The organism is Streptococcus halotolerans (genome assembly GCF_001598035.1).
Taxonomy (GTDB): Bacteria; Bacillota; Bacilli; order Lactobacillales; family Streptococcaceae; genus Streptococcus; species Streptococcus halotolerans.
On sequence record NZ_CP014835.1, the window covers coordinates 1,956,000 to 1,973,535 of the forward strand.

Here is a 17,536-nt window from a genome sequence, read left to right on the forward strand (position 1 = left end):
ATGACACAAACGTTTACACTCAATGATGGAAACACTATACCTGCAGTTGGTTTTGGGGTCTTCCGCATTCCGGCTGACGGATCAACCTACACAGCAGTTAAAGAAGCTCTGGCTGTTGGTTATCGGCATATTGATACTGCGCAAGCTTATTTCAATGAAAAAGAAGTTGGTCAAGCCATTGCTGATTCAGGACTTACTCGTGAAGAAATTTTTGTGACAACTAAACTTTGGCTACAAGATTATGCTTATGACGCGGCTGTGAATGGATTAGAAGTTTCGCTAGAAAAGTTAGGTTTGGACTATATTGATCTGGTTTTACTTCATCAACCTTACGGTCAAGTGCTGGACGGCTGGCGTGCTCTCGAGGAATTCAAAGTTGCCGGCAAAGTCAAATCCATCGGTGTTTCCAACATGACATCAAAACTCTGGAAAGAATATGTTCCGCGATTTAAAACGTTGCCTGCGGTGAATCAAGTGGAATGTCATCCCTATGCGCAACAAAAAGAGTTGCGCGAGTTATTAGCTAATGACCATGTTCTTATCGAAGCTTGGGGTCCTCTCGGGCAAGGTAACCAAAACCTGCTAAATAACCCTACTATCGTGCGTTTGGCTGAAAAATATGGTAAAGATGTGGGACAAATTATTCTTAGATTTGAAAATCAAGAAGGTATCATCGTTTTGCCCAAATCTACCAAACCTGCTCGTATTCAATCCAATCTTGATATTTTTAGTTTTAAACTAACAGATGAGGAAATCAAAGAACTTCGGGCTCTTGATAAAAATCAGCCAACTCATAATCCAGATGCGACTGGTGTTGGCGATTGGTTGCTCAAGAATTTTGACATTCATGCCAACGACTAGCTGCATAAGATATTCTTACTGTATTCTTGTTCAAAAGAGTCTGAGACAAAAGTTTCTTAACACATAAAAAACAACGGATAGTCGTTGCTTCAGATTGAAAACAAAGTTCTTAGAACTAGGTCTCTCAGGGCTTTTTACTAATTTTCGGCTTATAATAAAAGAAAAGTGTTGGTGAGGGTGCAGTAGTTTCATAAAAAACCCTGACTATAATCGTAACCAATTTAGATGCTATACTCTTGATCAGTTGGTTCTTGAGGATGACTTTCTCCCTCAAGTGGAGCAAATCATTGATTTTGAGTTTATTTATGATTTAGTTGAAGACTCCTATTCTTCTGATAATGGTCGTCCGAGTTTGGATTCTATGATGTTATACTCATTCAAACTCAAAAATAGCAGATATCTAGTCTCTGTGTACAATCGATTTTAATTGGGGAAGAGATAAGGCTTGAATCACCTCTTGAAGGTTATCAATGGCCTCATTTAATGTTCTAAATACCTTATTCTTAAATCCACGCTTGTGAATGCTCAATAGGATTCATTTCAGGGGTATCAGGTGGAATGAAGCTAAATGCTATATTTTCAGAGATAGCTAAGGTTTGAGATTTATGGCAAACATCATTATCCATGACTAAAATAAGGTAATCACCTGGATAGGTCGCTGATAGCTGATGTTGCCCCTCAATCCTCCAATCGCTATGACACCCACCTGCTATGATAAAAAAATGACTCGCCCGTATGAGTATCCCCACAACACCATAACAATAGCGGCACTCACGAATGTGATGACTAGCCACATGAGGACGATAATTCTATGGTAATCAATGAGCCTCCAGCTTACTGATACGACCAAAGTTTATCTCATCTTGATACATAAGGCGGGGTGGTTTGGTAGAATTTCCCGTCGATGAAGCACTTACTTGCTCTCTCCTCGAATAAAGATTTTATTTTTAGACGCTAAAATGGTTTGGCCGTCTGCTTTTTTAGGATGTTGAGGGAGAGGACTAGTCTTACACCAACCATAATGCCTAAGAAGAGCATAGGAACCTTAGCGAGTTGTTTGACGACCAACTTATTATTGGTAGGCCTTAAAAAGAGAATTGACCGTTACAAATTTTCCATTTAGAGTAGAAAAAACTTTTCATTGAGGAAATGTTTGTGTCATGTAGAAACGACGACGTCCACCACGTTTCTCAGTGAGAAGACTCTGTAAACCTCTGGCTTGATAGCGATTCAATAAATTTCGGATGTTTTAGTGGACAAAGCCTACTGATTTAGCTACTGCTGTTAAATTATGATATTCAGAGTAAAGAATAAGCGCCTGAATTTGTCTATGATTCTGGTATTCCTTTTATCTCTGAGTGCCTGTTTTAATTCATGAGTTTGGGAAGGAGTGAGTTCATTCATAGGATAAAGGATTTTTCCCTTTTCTTGATAGCCTATGATCAAACGATTGACTGTCTTCGACTTAGGCTCAGCTCTAGATAGGCTCTGTTTTTAAGTTTTTTCCATCACATACGGCTTTAATGACTAAGTATTTCTTTGACTCTGTTATGTTTAATTCTGTTTTCCACATTTTTTTAGATTAACAGAATAGGACATTTTGACTTTCGACCTAACCAAGACATTATTACTTTCGAATGATAAATAGCGTTTCTAATTAAAGAAAATCCTTGCTATTTCGTTTTGAAATGGTATAATAATAAATTGTGAGAATACCTCACTTACCCCTTGCTAGGTCTTGGGGTCATTAGTCCAAAAGGAGGAAATATCAATGGCTAAATACGAAATTCTTTATATTATTCGTCCAAACATTGAAGAAGAAGCAAAAACTGCTTTGGTAGAACGTTTTGATTCTATCTTGACTGATAACGGTGCTACTATCGTTGAATCAAAAGATTGGGAAAAACGTCGCTTTGCTTACGAAATCAAAGATTTCCGCGAAGGTCTTTACCACATCGTTACTGTTGAAACTGAAGATGCTTTCGCTCTTAACGAGTTTGACCGTCTTTCAAAAATCAACAATGACATTCTTCGTCACATGATCGTTAACCTCGAAGCGTAAGAAGGTAGTTTATGATTAATAATGTGGTACTTGTTGGTCGTATGACCAGAGATGCAGAACTTCGCTACACACCAAGCAATGTTGCTGTTGCTACTTTCTCTCTTGCAGTTAACCGTAACTTCAAGAGTCAAAATGGTGAACGTGAAGCTGATTTCATTAACTGTGTGATTTGGCGCCAGTCAGCTGAGAATTTGGCTAATTGGGCTAAAAAAGGTGCTTTAATTGGTATCACTGGACGTATCCAGACGCGTAATTATGAAAATCAACAAGGCCAACGCGTTTATGTAACAGAAGTTGTTGCGGAAAATTTCCAAATGTTGGAAAGTCGTGCTACACGTGAAGGTGGTTCACAAAGTTCTTATAATGGTGGTTATAATAACCAATCATCAAATAACAGTTTTTCATCTTCATCACAAACACCAAACTTTGGTCGAGATGAGAGCCCATTTGGTAATTCGAACCCAATGGATATCTCAGATGACGATTTACCGTTCTAGGATGGACTTAATACTATAATATAAGGAGAAATAATATGGCTCAACAACGTCGTGGCGGATTTAAACGCCGTAAAAAAGTTGATTATATCGCAGCTAATAAAATTGAATACGTTGATTATAAAGATACTGAACTTCTTAGCCGTTTCGTTTCAGAACGTGGAAAAATTCTTCCTCGTCGCGTAACAGGAACTTCAGCTAAAAACCAACGTAAAGTAACAACAGCAATCAAACGTGCTCGCGTTATGGCTCTTATGCCTTACGTAAACGAAGACTAATTCGTTAGGCCACTTCCTAAGCAGGGAGTGGTTTTTTGTTTTATCATATCTAATAGTCACTCTGTGATCAAATTCGCTTTGAAGTGACTTGAGGCTCCTAAAATTCCAAAAAAAGTTACCATTGTACCTATTTTATTAGCTTTTATTCGCATAGCGTGATAAATGAGATTTTTGATTGTAACAGTTGTCTAGTTTTGATAAGTGATGACATTGACGAAAAAATCTTTAGACGCCATTTTCTAATAGCTTTTGAGGAGCGTGATGTCAGGAATTTGTAAGAGATTGTATATTACAATCAAAAACGGTTACCTTTGCAGAGTATCAAAGGCTTAACTGTACAAGCGTAAAAGATAAGTCTTAGTTGAGATCGTAAGCTTGGTGTGCTAAAAACTCAAAAAAATTAGCTCAATTGGCGGTGAAAGACCTTGTTGTTTTAAGGGCGAGGCATTATGTGAATGTGTTATAATCGAATGAATTAAGGTTGAGACAACGAACTGAGATGCGGACAGCACTTGAGTAGAGCAAGGCGAAAGTGACGATGTCTCAACCTTAATTCAAAAGACTATAGTTTACTGAATGAGTTCTTTCAGCCGCATACTGAAAAAGCCAAACATCAAAACGGATGTTTGGCTTTAGTCGTTATCTTCGAGGTGTAGCTTGTGCTGACATAGCACTCAAAATATTGTATTTTTTCTTGAGGTAGTAGCGGATAGCAAAAGCGACTGCGCCTATTAGAATAAGTAAGAGCGGAGGTAATTGTGGGTTGATAGCTGCTGGTAAAAAGGTAGTGGCACTAAACAGAACTAACCAACCGATCATCAGAAGTCCTAAGAGACCAATGCTTTTCCAAAAATTTGGGCGTTGGGATTTTTCTTTGCCCATATGACGATAGATATAGTAGTAAGTGGTGTAGAGAAAGGCTCCGCCACCTAGTCCAACAACTATTAGTGATAATAAACCGTAAGATTGGGTTTGGTTATTGGTAAGAGCAAGGAGACCTGTGATGACGCCAAGGAAACCAAGCCAAAAGAGTGAAGCATCCGTCCACATAAGCCAAGGGTTTGTATTTTTGGCTTCTTGAGCTTCTGCTTTTATCTCTGCTTCTGATTTAGTGAATTGCGCAGCCCACGTTGTTGGAGCCCCGAGGAAAGAACGCGCGGGAATACCATTTTTTTGATTTTCTTCGATGGTTGGCAAAATATCTTCTAAAATAGTTTTAATTTCAGTATCTGATTTGCCGTCTTGTATCAATTGTTTAGTAGCAATGTGAATAAATTCTTGATTTTTGTGAGTGAGATTGTTTAAATCCATGATAATCCTTTCAGAAATGGGAATAGTTAATCTATCGTTACCTTTGTAAAAGGTTTAGAAAGTACCAGATTGTTAACAAGGTTAAGGTACCTGAGCATAAAGTCACCCCATAATCTTATCTCATCAGCTTCTAGGATTAGTTTGTGTGGAGAAGCCAAAAAGATGTTTTAGAAAGTCTCTGATTATTAAAGAGGTTAAGGCGCTAGCAAATTCCTTCGGTACCAATCAGTTATTTGGCTAATGCCACTGTTTGACGAGTCGTTTTGCGACTGCCAACTATAAAGCATCAAAACCATTTTTTCCTGATAAAGTAAAGCACAACCAACATACTGAGTACAGAAGCGATAAAAACGATGTACCAGAAGGCGTGTGGCAGACCATTTAGAGGTAACCAGTTGTTTTGGAAGTTCATGCCGTAAGCTGAGAAGATGACAGTTGGGATGTCTAATGCCATCGTCATCAGCGCCAAGGTTTTCATAATGGTGTTCTGATTGTTATTGATGATAGCTGCAGAAGTTTCCGCCATTGCATTCAAGACATTTTCATAAATACCTGCCATTTCAATAGCCTGTTGGGTTTCAATTAAGGTATCTTCCAGCAGGTCTTCGTCCTCAACGTATTTTTTGAGACTTGAGGTATTACTGGAGAGCTTTTTAACGATTCGCTCATTCATTTTGAGTGAAGCCTTTAGATAGACGATGGATTTTTCCAACTCCATCATGTCGATCAGTTGTTCGTTACGAGTGGCATCTTCCAATTGGGCTTCGATACGGTCGCTTTGGCGATCAATAGAACGTAAGGCGGTTAGGTATAAAATGGCATTGCGATAGAGGAGTTGAAAAATGAATCGTGTCTTCATAAAAGTATAAAAGCCTTTGACACGATGATTTTTAAATTGATCAAAAATAGATAATTCTTCTAGACAAGTCGTAATAACAGCATTTTCAGCGACGATGATACCCAGAGGAATAGTCATATAGTAGTTTTTGTTGTTACGCTCTTCATAGATAGGAACGTCGACGAGAATCAAAGTATAATCATCTTCAACCGTGATACGAGAAGTTTCTTCAATATCGAGGGGAGCTCGTAAATCGGAAATGTCAATATTGAAGCGTTCAGCTATTTGATGGGATTCTTCCTGGGAAGGATTGACCAAATTAATCCAAGCACCGGGCTCGAACGTATCAATTTCTTTGAAGTCAATTCCTGTTGACAGAAACATTTGTTTCATGTACATTCCCTCCTGTAAGTTAGAATTTAGCCATACCTAACTATTATACTCTATTTTAGCTCCAAAAAAAAGCAGAGTCTAACGATTCTTTTTACAGTAAAAAAATCTGATTTTGTTATAATAGAGTAACCTTAAGAAGTTTCTTGGCAATTACGCCGTTTTAAAATGGGGTTAAATCGGTTATCAAAAGATGTTTTAAATGGTTCAAAAGGATTAAAACTTCTAAGAGTTTTGACATGATTAACGCTATTTTTAAGAATATTGGCTGAAAATTCTCTGCTATCAAGTTTTGATAAAGACTAGATACGCTTCTAACTAAGGATGAAAGGAATGAAATACGCCCTAAATGCTGTCAAAAAGAAAAACCAATTTGAAGGGGATTCTCTTTTAGTCGTTTTCTTTTTCGATGGACTATGTGCTGGGTTTTGTATCTTAGATTATGCAAGATAAGTTAGTGATTCATGGGGCACGCGCCCATAATTTAAAAAATATTGATGTGGAGATTCCGCGAGATAAGTTGGTTGTTGTGACAGGTTTGTCTGGTTCTGGAAAATCTTCTTTGGCTTTTGATACTATTTATGCTGAAGGGCAAAGACGCTATGTGGAAAGTCTTTCAGCCTATGCTCGCCAATTTTTGGGTAATATGGAAAAGCCGGACGTTGACTCTATTGATGGACTTAGCCCAGCTATTTCGATTGACCAAAAAACAACTAGTAAAAACCCACGTTCGACCGTTGGTACGGCGACAGAGATTAACGATTATCTTCGTTTGTTGTATGCGCGTGTGGGAACACCCTACTGTATCAACGGACATGGTGCCATTTCAGCCTCTTCTGTTGAACAGATTGTTGACGAGGTGTTAGAATTACCCGAACGTACTCGGATGCAAATCCTTGCTCCAATTGTTCGTCGTAAAAAAGGCCAGCATAAAACAATTTTTGAACGAATCCAAAAAGATGGTTATGTTCGGGTTCGTGTAGATGGTGATATCTTTGATGTGACAGAAGTTCCTGAGTTGTCTAAGAGTAAAATGCATAATATCGAAGTGGTTATTGATCGTTTGGTCAATAAAGAAGGCATTCGCTCACGGCTCTTTGATTCTATTGAGGCTGCTCTTCGACTAGGTGATGGTTATCTTATGATCGATACCATGGATGGTAATGAATTGCTATATTCAGAACATTATTCCTGTCCTGTTTGTGGCTTTACAGTCCCTGAGTTAGAACCTCGACTCTTCTCATTTAATGCGCCATTTGGTTCTTGTCCAACTTGTGATGGCTTGGGAATGAAGTTGGTCGTGGATTTGGATTTGATTGTGCCAGATGGGACAAAGACCCTCAGAGAAGGCGCTCTAGCACCATGGAATCCGATTTCGTCTAATTACTATCCGACCTTGTTGGAGCAAGCCATGACAAGTTTTGGCATCGATATGGATACTCCTTGGGATGATTTATCTGATGAGGATAAAGACCTAGTTCTCTACGGTTCAGGAGAGCGTGAGTTTCATTTCCACTATGAAAATGATTTCGGTGGTGTGCGTGATATTGACTTGCCTTTTGAGGGAGTGGTGACTAATGTTAATCGCCGTTACCACGAAACTAATTCCGAATATACTCGTGGTGTGATGCGTGATTACATGAACGAGTTGACTTGTTCGACCTGTAACGGCTATCGCCTCAATGATGCTGCCTTATCTGTCCGCGTCGGAGGCCCAGATGGGATGAACATTGGACAAATTTCAAACCTATCCATCGAAGACCACTTGAAGCAACTTTCGCGCTTAACACTCGGGGAAAATGATGAAATGATTGCCCGCCCAATCCTTAAGGAAATCACTGACCGTTTGACTTTCTTGAATAATGTCGGTCTAAATTATTTGACCTTGTCTCGGATGGCTGGAACCTTATCAGGCGGAGAAAGCCAACGTATTCGCTTGGCAACGCAGATTGGCTCCAATCTAAGTGGAGTCCTCTATGTGCTAGATGAGCCTTCTATTGGTCTTCATCAGAGGGACAACGATCGCCTGATTTCTAGTTTGAAAAAGATGCGTGATCTTGGCAATACGCTGATCGTTGTGGAACATGATGAAGATACCATGATGGAAGCGGACTGGTTGATTGATGTGGGACCAGGAGCAGGGGCGCTCGGTGGTGAGATTGTTGCTTCGGGCACGCCTAAACAAGTTGCCAAATCGAAAAAATCAATTACCGGTCAATACTTATCTGGTCGAAAAGCTATTCCAGTTCCAGAAGAACGCCGTCAGGGAAATGGTCGTTTCATTGAAGTGAAAGGGGCTAGCGAGCACAACCTTCAAACCATTGATGCCAAATTCCCACTCGGTCAATTTATTGCTGTTACGGGTGTCTCAGGTTCTGGAAAATCAACTCTGGTCAACAGTATTCTCAAAAAAGCTATCGCCCAAAAATTAAATCGCAATTCTGATAAACCAGGTAAGCATCAGTCTGTGGAGGGGATTGAGCATATTGAGCGCTTGATTGATATTGACCAAAGTCCGATTGGGCGTACACCACGCTCTAATCCAGCGACTTACACGGGTGTTTTTGATGATATTCGAGACTTGTTTGCCCAAACGAATGAAGCAAAAATTCGTGGTTATAAAAAAGGCCGCTTCTCTTTTAACGTCAAAGGCGGTCGCTGCGAGGCTTGTTCTGGTGATGGTATTATCAAGATTGAGATGCACTTCTTACCAGATGTCTATGTTCCCTGTGAGGTTTGCCATGGTACACGTTATAATTCTGAAACTTTGGAAGTGCATTACAAAGGCAAAACGATTGCGGACATTTTAGAAATGACCATAGATGATGCGGTGGAATTCTTCGCAGCTATTCCCAAAATTGCGCGTAAAATTCAGACCATTAAAGATGTTGGTCTAGGTTATGTGACACTGGGCCAGCCAGCAACTACCCTATCTGGTGGGGAAGCTCAACGGATGAAGTTGGCTAGTGAACTGCATAAACGCTCAACTGGTAAATCCTTATATATCTTGGATGAACCAACAACTGGACTTCATACGGATGATATTGCCCGATTAATTACGGTTTTGAATCGTTTTGTGGACGAAGGGAACACTGTTCTTGTCATCGAACACAATCTCGATGTGATCAAGACAGCAGACCATATCATCGACCTTGGTCCAGAAGGCGGTGTTGGTGGTGGACAGATCATCGCAACAGGAACGCCAGAAGAAGTAGCACAAGTGGAAGCTTCTTATACAGGACAGTATTTGAAAGGGAAGTTATCTAAATAAGAGAGAATCCGATGTTTGTCGGGTTTTCTTTTGTTTTTTGAAGGGAAATACTTGCTACTATGCTTCCTATACTACATCCAACAAGCCAAGTAGCAGGAGTATTTTTGATAAACATCCTGTTGAATTTTTGACACAAAAGACGTCGCAATATAGTCTCGAGCATAAACAGTAATGCAGAAAGAGCTTGGGAAGCCTGCCTCAAACTCTAAATGATTGCTGAGCTATTTTGGGAAGTCTTTGTCAAACAAGAAGATAGAGACAGTGGCTATGGCTAGCTATTATAGTCGAATGAACTAACGTTGAGACAAAGAATTGAGATGCGGGCAACACTTGAGTAGGGCAAGGCGAAAGTGACGATGTCTCAACCTTAATTCAAAAGACTATAATGGAGTTTTTTTATAAATGATGACAATCGTATTAAGAGGACCACGTCCAAGAGAAACTTGAAAAGTTACGTCGGAAAGTGACGAAGGTCAAGCGCGTCGCTCTCCTCATTACAAGTCTTCATAGCCTTTACTAGCTGACAAGGGGCTGGAGCATTTGAGATGATGTTGTTGTTGTCGGATAGTTAGGTCTTGAGTACAGATGATGGGTCATTACCCATGCTTAATATGTGGTTAAAGATTTTGACGTGATAGCAATTCGAGATGCTTGTTCAGTTGTTGCTCAGGTATTGATTGATGGGCAGTTAAAGAGGTTAGCGGTTGAAGTTGAAGTGTTCTACTATTTACCAAGGCATGCAAGGTTTTTGAGGACGTGCGCTTGGTACTTAACCTAAATTAAAAATAAGCAAGGCATCTCACAAATATTGTGTTGACAATAGCTGTTGCCATTTTGCTGATTTAAATGATTGAGAAGTATTCTGGAGCAATAGCGTTTGCACAACACACTTTATCGTTAAATCATGAATTATTCCTCGTTTTCGAGGATTTTTTGTTAAAATAAGATAAGTTTAATGTTTTATTCAGGAGGTTATTATGGATTCTAGGATTGTTCGTTTTGAAGAAAAATTAGCGCAATCAAATTTGGATGGTTTTTTAGTGACAGGGCAAAAGAATATCTACTATCTGACTGGTTTTTGGGGAACGGAGAGTACCGTTTTCATCACTCGCAATCGTCGCATCTTTATGACAGATGCTCGCTATACATTGATTGCCAAGGAAGTGGTTGAAGGATTTGACATCATTGAGACACGTACAGCTTTGGCTGAAGTTTCTAACATAATCAAGGCTGATCAGCTTGCCAGAGTCGGTTTTGATAGTCAAGTTTCTTATGCTTTTTATGGCCAATTGACAAGCTTATCGCCTCAGACACAGTGGCTGCCTCAGACAGACTTTGTAGAAACCTTGCGCGTGGTAAAAGACAAATCAGAGATTGACACTATCCGTCAGGCCTGTCAAATTTCTGATAAGGCTTTTGTAGATGTGCTGGATTTTATCAAACCTGGTCAAACGACAGAGTTGCAAGTGGCCAATTTCCTTGATTTTCGTATGCGTCACTACGGTGCTTCGGGAGTATCTTTTGAGACTATCACTGCTTCGGGTTATCGCTCTGCCATGCCTCACGGTGTTGCCAGTGACAAGGTCATTCAGTCAGGAGAATCGTTAACCTTGGACTTCGGTTGTTACTACAAGCATTACGTCAGTGATATGACGCGGACCATTCATATCGGGCACGTGACGGATGAAGAACGTGAGATTTACGATGTTGTCCTAAGAGCTAATCAGACCTTGATTGACCAAGCAAAAGCAGGGATGACTTATAAAGACTTTGATGCCATTCCTCGTCAGGTTATAGAGAATGCGGGTTATGGAGAATTCTTCACACACGGTATCGGTCATGGTATTGGTTTGGATATTCATGAAAATCCATTTTTCCGTGGTAGTGAGGATAAGCTGGAGGCTGGTATGGTAGTGACGGATGAACCAGGTATCTATTTGCCAAATAAATACGGACTCCGTATTGAAGATGACTTAGTTATTACAAAAAATGGGTGCGAAGTATTGACCCAAGCCCCTAAAGAATTGATCGTATTAAAATAGGAGAGAGTATGGAGAGATTATCCTGGCAGGATTATTTCATGGCCAACGCTGAGTTGATTTCTAAGCGTTCCACTTGTGATAGGGCTTTTGTAGGTGCTGTTTTAGTGAAAAATAATCGCATTATTGCGACTGGTTATAATGGTGGTGTTTCAGCAACGGATAACTGTAATGAAGTCGGACACTATATGGAAGATGGGCATTGTATTCGAACCGTCCATGCAGAGATGAATGCTCTGATCCAGTGTGCTAAAGAAGGGATCTCAACAGATGGCACTGAGATCTATGTAACGCATTTTCCCTGCTTAAACTGCACCAAAGCCCTTCTACAAGCAGGAATAAAAAAGATCACTTACAAAGCTAACTACCGACCACATCGTTTTGCGATTGAACTTTTGGAGAAAAAGGGTGTTGCTTACATTCAACACGATGTACCTGCCATGACCCTAGGAACCAAAGAATAACCGCAAATGTAAAGAGCAGTCATGAAAAATAGTTTGACTTTTTACAAAAGCTAGTATTTGTGCTAGAATGAAGTGATAAATAATTTTTACAAAGAGGTAATAAGAGAATGATTGAAGCAAGTAAGCTTAGAGCAGGTATGACTTTCGTAGCATCTGATGGCAAATTGATTAAAGTCTTGGACGCCAGTCACCATAAACCTGGTAAAGGTAACACGATCATGCGTATGAAATTGCGTGACGTGCGTTCAGGATCAACCTTTGACACAACTTACCGTCCAGATGAAAAATTTGAGCAAGCCATCATTGAAACACGCCCTGCTCAATACCTTTACAAGATGGACGACACAGCCTTCTTTATGGATACTGAAAGCTATGACCAATATGAAATTCCGGTCGCAAACGTAGAAAATGAGTTGCTCTACATATTAGAAAATGAAGAAGTTAAGATCCAATTCTATGGAACAGAAGTTATCGGTGTGACGGTACCAACAACTGTTGAATTGACTGTCGTTGAGACACAACCTTCTATTAAAGGAGCAACGGTTACTGGTTCAGGTAAGCCAGCAACTCTTGAAACAGGTCTTGTGGTTAACGTTCCTGACTTCATTGAAGTTGGTCAAAAGCTTGTTGTTAACACTGCTGAAGGTACATACGTTTCACGTGCCTAAGCCAAGGTAAAGAAATTTATAGTTGCGTTTTTTCAAATATGAAAAAACTGACTTAAACTATAATGACGAAAGGAAAAGCTATGATTACTGAAAATATTGGCGAAATTGTTATTTCGCCACGCGTATTGGAAGTTATTACAGGGATTGCTGCAACTAAAGTTGACGGTGTTCATTCATTGCACAACAAAAAAGCAGCAGATACGCTAAGTAAAGCGAGTCTTGGTCGTGGTGTTTACTTGAAGAATAACGAGAATGGTGACGTTGTTGCCGATATTTATGTCTATCTTCAATATGGTGTCAATGTGCCAACTGTTTCCATTGCTGTACAGAAAGCTGTTAAAGCAGCTGTTTATGATATGGCAGAAGTAACAGTTGCTCAAGTAAATGTTCATGTAGTTGGAATTGTCCCTGAAAAGACTCCAAAACCTGATTTGAACAGTCTTTTCAGCGAGGATTTTTTGAATGAGCAAGACTAGTATTTATACTGGCTCAAGACGTGACCTCCGCGAACGTGCTTTTCAAGCCTTGTTTAGCATGGAATTTGGTGGCGAATGGTTACAAGCATCCGAATCAGCTTATCTTCATGATAAGACGGTTGAGGATGAGGAAACTGTTGAAGTTCCCGCTTTCTTATTGAATCTTGTTAATGGCGTTGAAAGCCATAAGGATGAATTAGATGCTTTAATTTCTGAAAAATTGCGTAAAGGTTGGTCTATCGAGCGTCTGACCTTGACGGATAAGACCATGCTTCGCCTTGGCTTGTTTGAGATTAAATTTTTTGAGGAAACACCTGAGCGTGTTGCCTTAAATGAAATTATCGAGATTGCTAAGAAGTATTCAGATGAAACATCAGCTAAGTTTATTAACGGTCTCTTGAGTCAATTTGTTGTTGAATAATTAGATAGTAACATAACCTTTCAAGTTAGTCTTGGAAGGTTTTTATCAGTGGAGTTAGTAATGAAAATGTTAATGAAGAGGTTAGTAGAAGCGATGGCTGCCTTGTTAATTTTAGCTTTTGCAGGCTGGACTATCTATTCAACCTATCCCAAGAAGGCTGTTTTATCGCTGGCTAATAATAAAATGACTTACAATGGTGTCCTTCGAAATGGACGTCTAAATGGAAAAGGGACGCTGACTTATGATAATAAAGATCGCTATGTTGGCCAGTTTAAAGACGGTGCGTTTGATGGTCAGGGGACTTTTTACTCTCACGAGGGTTGGTCTTATACCGGCGAGTTTAAAAAAGGACAGGCCAATGGAAATGGACGATTGAAATTACCTGACGGCAAGCAATATAAAGGAAAGTTTAAGCAGGGGATTTATCAAAAATGAGAATACAATGGTTTTCGTTTATTAGGGTTCTAGGCTTACTTTTTGTCTTGTTATATCATTTTTATAAAGACATATTACCAGGTGGTTTTATAGGTGTAGATATCTTCTTTACCTTTTCTGGTTATTTGATCACAGCTCTTTTGATAGATGCGGTTTATGAGAAAAAGAAAATCCATTTGGTCGATTACTTGAGGCGTAGATTTTATCGTATTTTGCCACCCTTGCTCTTTATGATTTTGCAAGTTATGCCGTTTGCCTTATTGATTCGTAGGGATTTTCTGGCTTCAATTGGTCATCAAATCAAGGCGGCTCTTGGTTTTGTGACTAATATTTATGAAATACTTCTGGGCAGTCACTATGAAAATCAGTTTTCACCACATCTGTTTTTGCACACTTGGAGTTTAGCCATCGAGTTTCAATACTACCTCTTTTGGGGAATTGCTTTATGGCTCTTGGTCAAGTATCTTCCTAAGCCGGAGAGCTTTCGTAAGGGTGTGTTATACTTATCAGCTGGTTTGGGTCTTGCAAGTGCTTTGGTGATGATTGTTGGCAGTTTCATGGGTGTTGAGGATTCTGTTCTTTACTTTTCTACTTTCAGTCATGCCTTTCCTCTTTTTGTGGGCAGTTGCTTTGGTGCTTTATCAGGGATTAAGCACGTGGGCATCTTGCATGATGTTATCAAGAATAAGGTAAAACCAATTCAAACCTTAGGTCTAGTTTTAGCATTAACAAGCCTACTTTTGGTATTAGCCAAATGCCTGCATTTTGATAGTGTATTCACTTACCGATTCGGTTTTGTGTTAGCTACTGGTCTAACTGGCTTTAGTATTGTTTTGTGTCGCGTTTTGCATGATCAATTTTCTGGTAAAACAGAGCCTATTGTGATTTCATTTTTAGCTAATATCAGTTACAGCGTCTACCTCTATCATTGGCCTATTTTACAAATCACAAAAGATTTATTTTCTGATCACGTGGCTGTTCTAGTGACAACTTTGACTTCGGTTGTTTTATCAACGATCTCCTTTTATCTTTTAGAACCAATGCTTATGGGACAGATTCAAAGTGATAGGAGACAAGCTATTTTGCTGCGTTTAGCTTATGGGGTTGCCTTGATTTACTTTATGATTTTGGGTGCTTATATGGTGCAGATTGCCAAAGCTGCTCCAGTTTTGGGGCCTTTTGAGCAAAATATGCTTGAAAAGAATCTTCAGCAATTTGATATAGGGATGGGGACAACTAAGCAACTAGCTGTTGGTGGCATCAAACAACCATCTTCTGGACAGAGAGCTGTTAGTGAGCAATATGACAACGTCCTTGTGATTGGCGATTCTGTTGCCCTTGATTCTGTCCATACCATGCCAGAAAAACTGAAATCGGCAACTGTTGATGTGGCAGACAGTAGGCGTTTTGATCAAGCCTTTGACATTTATCAAAATTATATTGATTCTGGCAATTTACCAACCTATACAGTCGTTGCCGTAGGTGTTAATTCACCCAATAACTACCAAGCGCACATCCAAGCCTTCCTAGCTAAATTACCAAAAGATCATCATTTGATCTTTGTAACGCCTTATAGTCAAACAGAAGCGGTAGAAGAGATTAAGGCTATCCGTGATTACGAACTGAAGTTGGCCGAAAAAGATGATAGGGTATCCGTAGCGGATTGGTACAAGATAGCATTAGAACACACCGAGTTATGGCCAGGCTCTGATGGCACTCATTTCTCTCATACTGTTGAGACGAGTCGTTTGGGTGCACAGTTGTACCTAGATGCTATTACGGCTAAATTAGATGACTTCAAACAACGTTATGATTCTGCTGGAACAAGGATGACTGATGATCTTCTATTTATCGGAGATTCTGTTGCAGTCCATGCTGGAGAAAGTGTCAATGCTCGTTTCCAAGGAGCCATTATCGACTCTAAAAGTAATAGAAATTTGGCTGATGCCGCTACTATCATCAAGAACTATGCTGATAATGGAGCGCTGCCCAAAAATATTGTTGTAGCCGTTGGAGTGAACGAAGTGACCAATAGCAAGGAAGTTTTGGATGACCTAGTTGCTAGTTTACCTGATAATCGTCGATTGGTCCTTGTGACGCCTTATAATGGGTCATACAGTAATGTTAAAGGATCAAACGTTTATGATACTAGACAAAATGAAATGAAACTTGCTAAAAAATATGATTTTGTCGCAGTAGCGGATTGGAAAAAGACAGCAGAAGCTCATCCTGAAATCTGGGAAGGAACTGATTCGGTTCACTTTGAACGAACGGATGGTCTGCTGGATTATGATTTATTAGCTAAGGCATCTGGCTATTACACAGATACCATCATGAAAGCTCTTGAGAAGGTTCAAAACCAACCTGCAAAAGGAGAGTGAAAAAGAAGCTAGATTATTCCTAGCTTCTTTTTTAGAGTTTCATTAGGAGCAATTTGGTGCTTGAGAGGCTGTTTTTCACCCATTTTCAGGTTCAAACTCTTTTGGTGAATTTGATTTGTCCGGCGTTTGTGTCCCCAAAACGAAGTTTTCGGATGGGCGACTTTGGCAACATAATCTTGTTTAGACGGTTCTACCAGCGGAGTAACTAATTGGTAGAATATAGTCTCGACTGGTTTCTTGACCAGACATTTTTTTGATTAAAACATCTACAATGAGGCTGGCCAAATCTTCAATGGGTTGCTTAATGGTTGTTAGGTGTGGGAAATACTGTTCCATAAAGTCCGTTCCATCATATCCAATCAGTTTTAAATCTTCAGGAATTCGTTTGCCCATTTCTTGCGCCACTTTGATTACCTGTACGGCTGTTAAATCATCAGAGGTAAAAATGCCGTCAGGATTTTCTTTGGCGATGATAGAGCGGATCTCCATTTCACGTCTCAAGGTTGATAATTCTCGCGGAATGTGATGAACTGGCGTGTCTTTACCTAGTTCATAGCTAAAGCCTAGCTGGCGTAATCCAGTCGGAGAGTTAGAATTATCATTACCCGTGATCATAATACTATGTGTACATCCAGCTTTTTTTAGGAGCTGCCCTGCCAGCTTGCCTCCTTCAAAATTATCAGAGGAAACGATGGGGATGTGAGGAGCGAGGTTACGGTCGAAAGCAACGATGGGGGCTTCTACTTTTTCGTAATCTTTGATTCCTAGATTGTGGCTGGATGAGATGATACCATCTACTTGGTTAGCAGCGAGCATTTCTAAATATTCTTTTTCTTTGATGGGATTATGCTGACTATTACAAATAATGGTTTTGTAGCCTTTTTCAAACAGTTGAATTTCCAAATGCTCAATCAATTGCGCAAAGAAGATATTGGAAATGTTAGGAAAAATCAAGCCAACTAATTGAGGGGATTTTCCTTGCAGGCTACGAGCTAGATTATTTGGTTTGTAGCCCAAGTCATGCATGGCTTGATGGACTTTGTCGATGGTTTTTTGTGAGAGATAGCCTTTTTTATTGATAACGCGTGAAACTGTCGTAGGACTAACGCCAGCGAGTTGTGCAACATCGGTGAGTTTTGCGACCATG

The 17,536-nt window shown here is 39.8% G+C and carries 15 protein-coding genes and 2 pseudogenes; 13 read left to right on the top strand and 4 right to left on the bottom strand.

Annotated features, from left to right (window positions below; all coding sequences use genetic code 11):
• Together A2G56_RS08975 and A2G56_RS10355 are read left to right on the top strand one after the other, a co-directional pair.
• Positions 1 to 861: an aldo/keto reductase gene (locus A2G56_RS08975; protein WP_062711732.1), complete on the top strand. Its 861-nt coding sequence runs from the start codon at positions 1 to 3 to the stop codon at positions 859 to 861.
• Positions 862 to 1,051: 190 nt separating this feature from the next.
• Positions 1,052 to 1,246: pseudogene (locus A2G56_RS10355) on the top strand (transposase); the annotation flags it as partial.
• A 15-nt stretch (positions 1,247 to 1,261) separates the two neighbouring features.
• On the opposite strand, the pseudogene A2G56_RS10360 reads toward A2G56_RS10355, so the two are convergent.
• Positions 1,262 to 2,265 (bottom strand): annotated as a pseudogene (locus A2G56_RS10360) (IS630 family transposase).
• Between the two features lie 367 nt (positions 2,266 to 2,632).
• On the opposite strand from A2G56_RS10360, the gene rpsF reads away from it, so the two are divergent.
• Genes rpsF through rpsR form a run of 3 tightly spaced genes read left to right on the top strand, consistent with a single transcriptional unit; the run spans position 2,633 to position 3,695 of the window.
• Positions 2,633 to 2,923 carry a 30S ribosomal protein S6 gene (rpsF, locus tag A2G56_RS08980; RefSeq protein ID WP_062711734.1) on the top strand — a complete coding sequence of 97 codons (291 nt, stop codon included), beginning with the start codon at positions 2,633 to 2,635 and terminating at the stop codon, positions 2,921 to 2,923.
• A gap of 11 nt (positions 2,924 to 2,934) precedes the next feature.
• Positions 2,935 to 3,420 (top strand): single-stranded DNA-binding protein, encoded by a 486-nt coding sequence (locus tag A2G56_RS08985; protein WP_062711737.1) that lies wholly within the window; start codon positions 2,935 to 2,937, stop codon positions 3,418 to 3,420.
• A 35-nt stretch (positions 3,421 to 3,455) separates the two neighbouring features.
• On the top strand, positions 3,456 to 3,695 hold the full coding sequence (gene rpsR, locus A2G56_RS08990) for a 30S ribosomal protein S18 (RefSeq protein WP_000068665.1): 240 nt from the start codon (positions 3,456 to 3,458) through the stop codon (positions 3,693 to 3,695).
• Positions 3,696 to 4,334: 639 nt separating this feature from the next.
• Here rpsR and A2G56_RS08995 read toward each other — a convergent pair.
• Both A2G56_RS08995 and A2G56_RS09000 read right to left on the bottom strand, forming a co-directional pair.
• Positions 4,335 to 5,006 carry a DUF1129 domain-containing protein gene (locus A2G56_RS08995; RefSeq protein ID WP_062711740.1) on the bottom strand — a complete coding sequence of 224 codons (672 nt, stop codon included), beginning with the start codon at positions 5,004 to 5,006 and terminating at the stop codon, positions 4,335 to 4,337.
• Between the two features lie 286 nt (positions 5,007 to 5,292).
• The gene (locus A2G56_RS09000) at positions 5,293 to 6,237 is read right to left on the bottom strand and encodes a magnesium transporter CorA family protein (protein ID WP_062711743.1); all 945 of its coding nucleotides are present in this window, start codon (positions 6,235 to 6,237) and stop codon (positions 5,293 to 5,295) included.
• A gap of 439 nt (positions 6,238 to 6,676) precedes the next feature.
• On the opposite strand from A2G56_RS09000, the gene uvrA reads away from it, so the two are divergent.
• The 8 genes from uvrA (at position 6,677) to A2G56_RS09040 (ending at position 16,389) form a co-directional block, all read left to right on the top strand.
• Entirely contained in the window at positions 6,677 to 9,505 is a 2,829-nt protein-coding gene (gene uvrA / locus A2G56_RS09005; RefSeq protein ID WP_062711745.1) for an excinuclease ABC subunit UvrA, read from the top strand.
• A gap of 977 nt (positions 9,506 to 10,482) precedes the next feature.
• Positions 10,483 to 11,547, top strand: a complete 1,065-nt coding sequence (locus tag A2G56_RS09010) for a M24 family metallopeptidase (protein WP_062711748.1) — start codon at positions 10,483 to 10,485, stop codon at positions 11,545 to 11,547.
• 8 nt (positions 11,548 to 11,555) lie between these two features.
• The gene (locus A2G56_RS09015; protein ID WP_062711752.1) at positions 11,556 to 12,008 is read left to right on the top strand and encodes a deoxycytidylate deaminase; all 453 of its coding nucleotides are present in this window, start codon (positions 11,556 to 11,558) and stop codon (positions 12,006 to 12,008) included.
• Between the two features lie 107 nt (positions 12,009 to 12,115).
• On the top strand, positions 12,116 to 12,676 hold the full coding sequence (efp, locus tag A2G56_RS09020; RefSeq protein WP_062711755.1) for an elongation factor P: 561 nt from the start codon (positions 12,116 to 12,118) through the stop codon (positions 12,674 to 12,676).
• A gap of 80 nt (positions 12,677 to 12,756) precedes the next feature.
• Positions 12,757 to 13,152, top strand: a complete 396-nt coding sequence (locus A2G56_RS09025; RefSeq protein ID WP_062711758.1) for an Asp23/Gls24 family envelope stress response protein — start codon at positions 12,757 to 12,759, stop codon at positions 13,150 to 13,152.
• The gene (gene nusB, locus A2G56_RS09030; RefSeq protein ID WP_062711761.1) at positions 13,139 to 13,573 is read left to right on the top strand and encodes a transcription antitermination factor NusB; all 435 of its coding nucleotides are present in this window, start codon (positions 13,139 to 13,141) and stop codon (positions 13,571 to 13,573) included. Before A2G56_RS09025 ends, nusB begins: the two co-directional genes overlap by 14 nt.
• Positions 13,574 to 13,633: 60 nt before the next feature.
• Complete coding sequence (locus A2G56_RS09035) at positions 13,634 to 14,008, top strand: MORN repeat-containing protein (protein ID WP_062711764.1); 375 nt, start codon at positions 13,634 to 13,636, stop codon at positions 14,006 to 14,008.
• The gene (locus A2G56_RS09040; RefSeq protein WP_062711766.1) at positions 14,005 to 16,389 is read left to right on the top strand and encodes an acyltransferase family protein; all 2,385 of its coding nucleotides are present in this window, start codon (positions 14,005 to 14,007) and stop codon (positions 16,387 to 16,389) included. The genes A2G56_RS09035 and A2G56_RS09040 overlap by 4 nt, the downstream gene beginning before the upstream one ends.
• Positions 16,390 to 16,569: 180 nt before the next feature.
• On the opposite strand, the gene A2G56_RS09045 is transcribed toward A2G56_RS09040, so the two are convergent.
• Positions 16,570 to 17,535 (bottom strand): LacI family DNA-binding transcriptional regulator, encoded by a 966-nt coding sequence (locus A2G56_RS09045; protein WP_062711768.1) that lies wholly within the window; start codon positions 17,533 to 17,535, stop codon positions 16,570 to 16,572.
• Position 17,536: the final 1 nt, after the last annotated feature.

Bases quoted from the DNA above. Each gene is read 5' to 3' on its own strand.
- A2G56_RS08975 (WP_062711732.1), top strand. From the start codon at position 1: ATGACACAAACGTTTACACTCAATGATGGAAACACTATACCTGCAGTT.
- rpsF (WP_062711734.1), top strand. From the start codon at position 2,633: ATGGCTAAATACGAAATTCTTTATATTATTCGTCCAAACATTGAAGAA.
- A2G56_RS08985 (WP_062711737.1), top strand. From the start codon at position 2,935: ATGATTAATAATGTGGTACTTGTTGGTCGTATGACCAGAGATGCAGAA.
- rpsR (WP_000068665.1), top strand. From the start codon at position 3,456: ATGGCTCAACAACGTCGTGGCGGATTTAAACGCCGTAAAAAAGTTGAT.
- A2G56_RS08995 (WP_062711740.1), bottom strand. From the start codon at position 5,006: ATGGATTTAAACAATCTCACTCACAAAAATCAAGAATTTATTCACATT.
- A2G56_RS09000 (WP_062711743.1), bottom strand. From the start codon at position 6,237: ATGAAACAAATGTTTCTGTCAACAGGAATTGACTTCAAAGAAATTGAT.
- uvrA (WP_062711745.1), top strand. From the start codon at position 6,677: ATGCAAGATAAGTTAGTGATTCATGGGGCACGCGCCCATAATTTAAAA.
- A2G56_RS09010 (WP_062711748.1), top strand. From the start codon at position 10,483: ATGGATTCTAGGATTGTTCGTTTTGAAGAAAAATTAGCGCAATCAAAT.
- A2G56_RS09015 (WP_062711752.1), top strand. From the start codon at position 11,556: ATGGAGAGATTATCCTGGCAGGATTATTTCATGGCCAACGCTGAGTTG.
- efp (WP_062711755.1), top strand. From the start codon at position 12,116: ATGATTGAAGCAAGTAAGCTTAGAGCAGGTATGACTTTCGTAGCATCT.
- A2G56_RS09025 (WP_062711758.1), top strand. From the start codon at position 12,757: ATGATTACTGAAAATATTGGCGAAATTGTTATTTCGCCACGCGTATTG.
- nusB (WP_062711761.1), top strand. From the start codon at position 13,139: ATGAGCAAGACTAGTATTTATACTGGCTCAAGACGTGACCTCCGCGAA.
- A2G56_RS09035 (WP_062711764.1), top strand. From the start codon at position 13,634: ATGAAAATGTTAATGAAGAGGTTAGTAGAAGCGATGGCTGCCTTGTTA.
- A2G56_RS09040 (WP_062711766.1), top strand. From the start codon at position 14,005: ATGAGAATACAATGGTTTTCGTTTATTAGGGTTCTAGGCTTACTTTTT.
- A2G56_RS09045 (WP_062711768.1), bottom strand. From the start codon at position 17,535: ATGGTCGCAAAACTCACCGATGTTGCACAACTCGCTGGCGTTAGTCCT.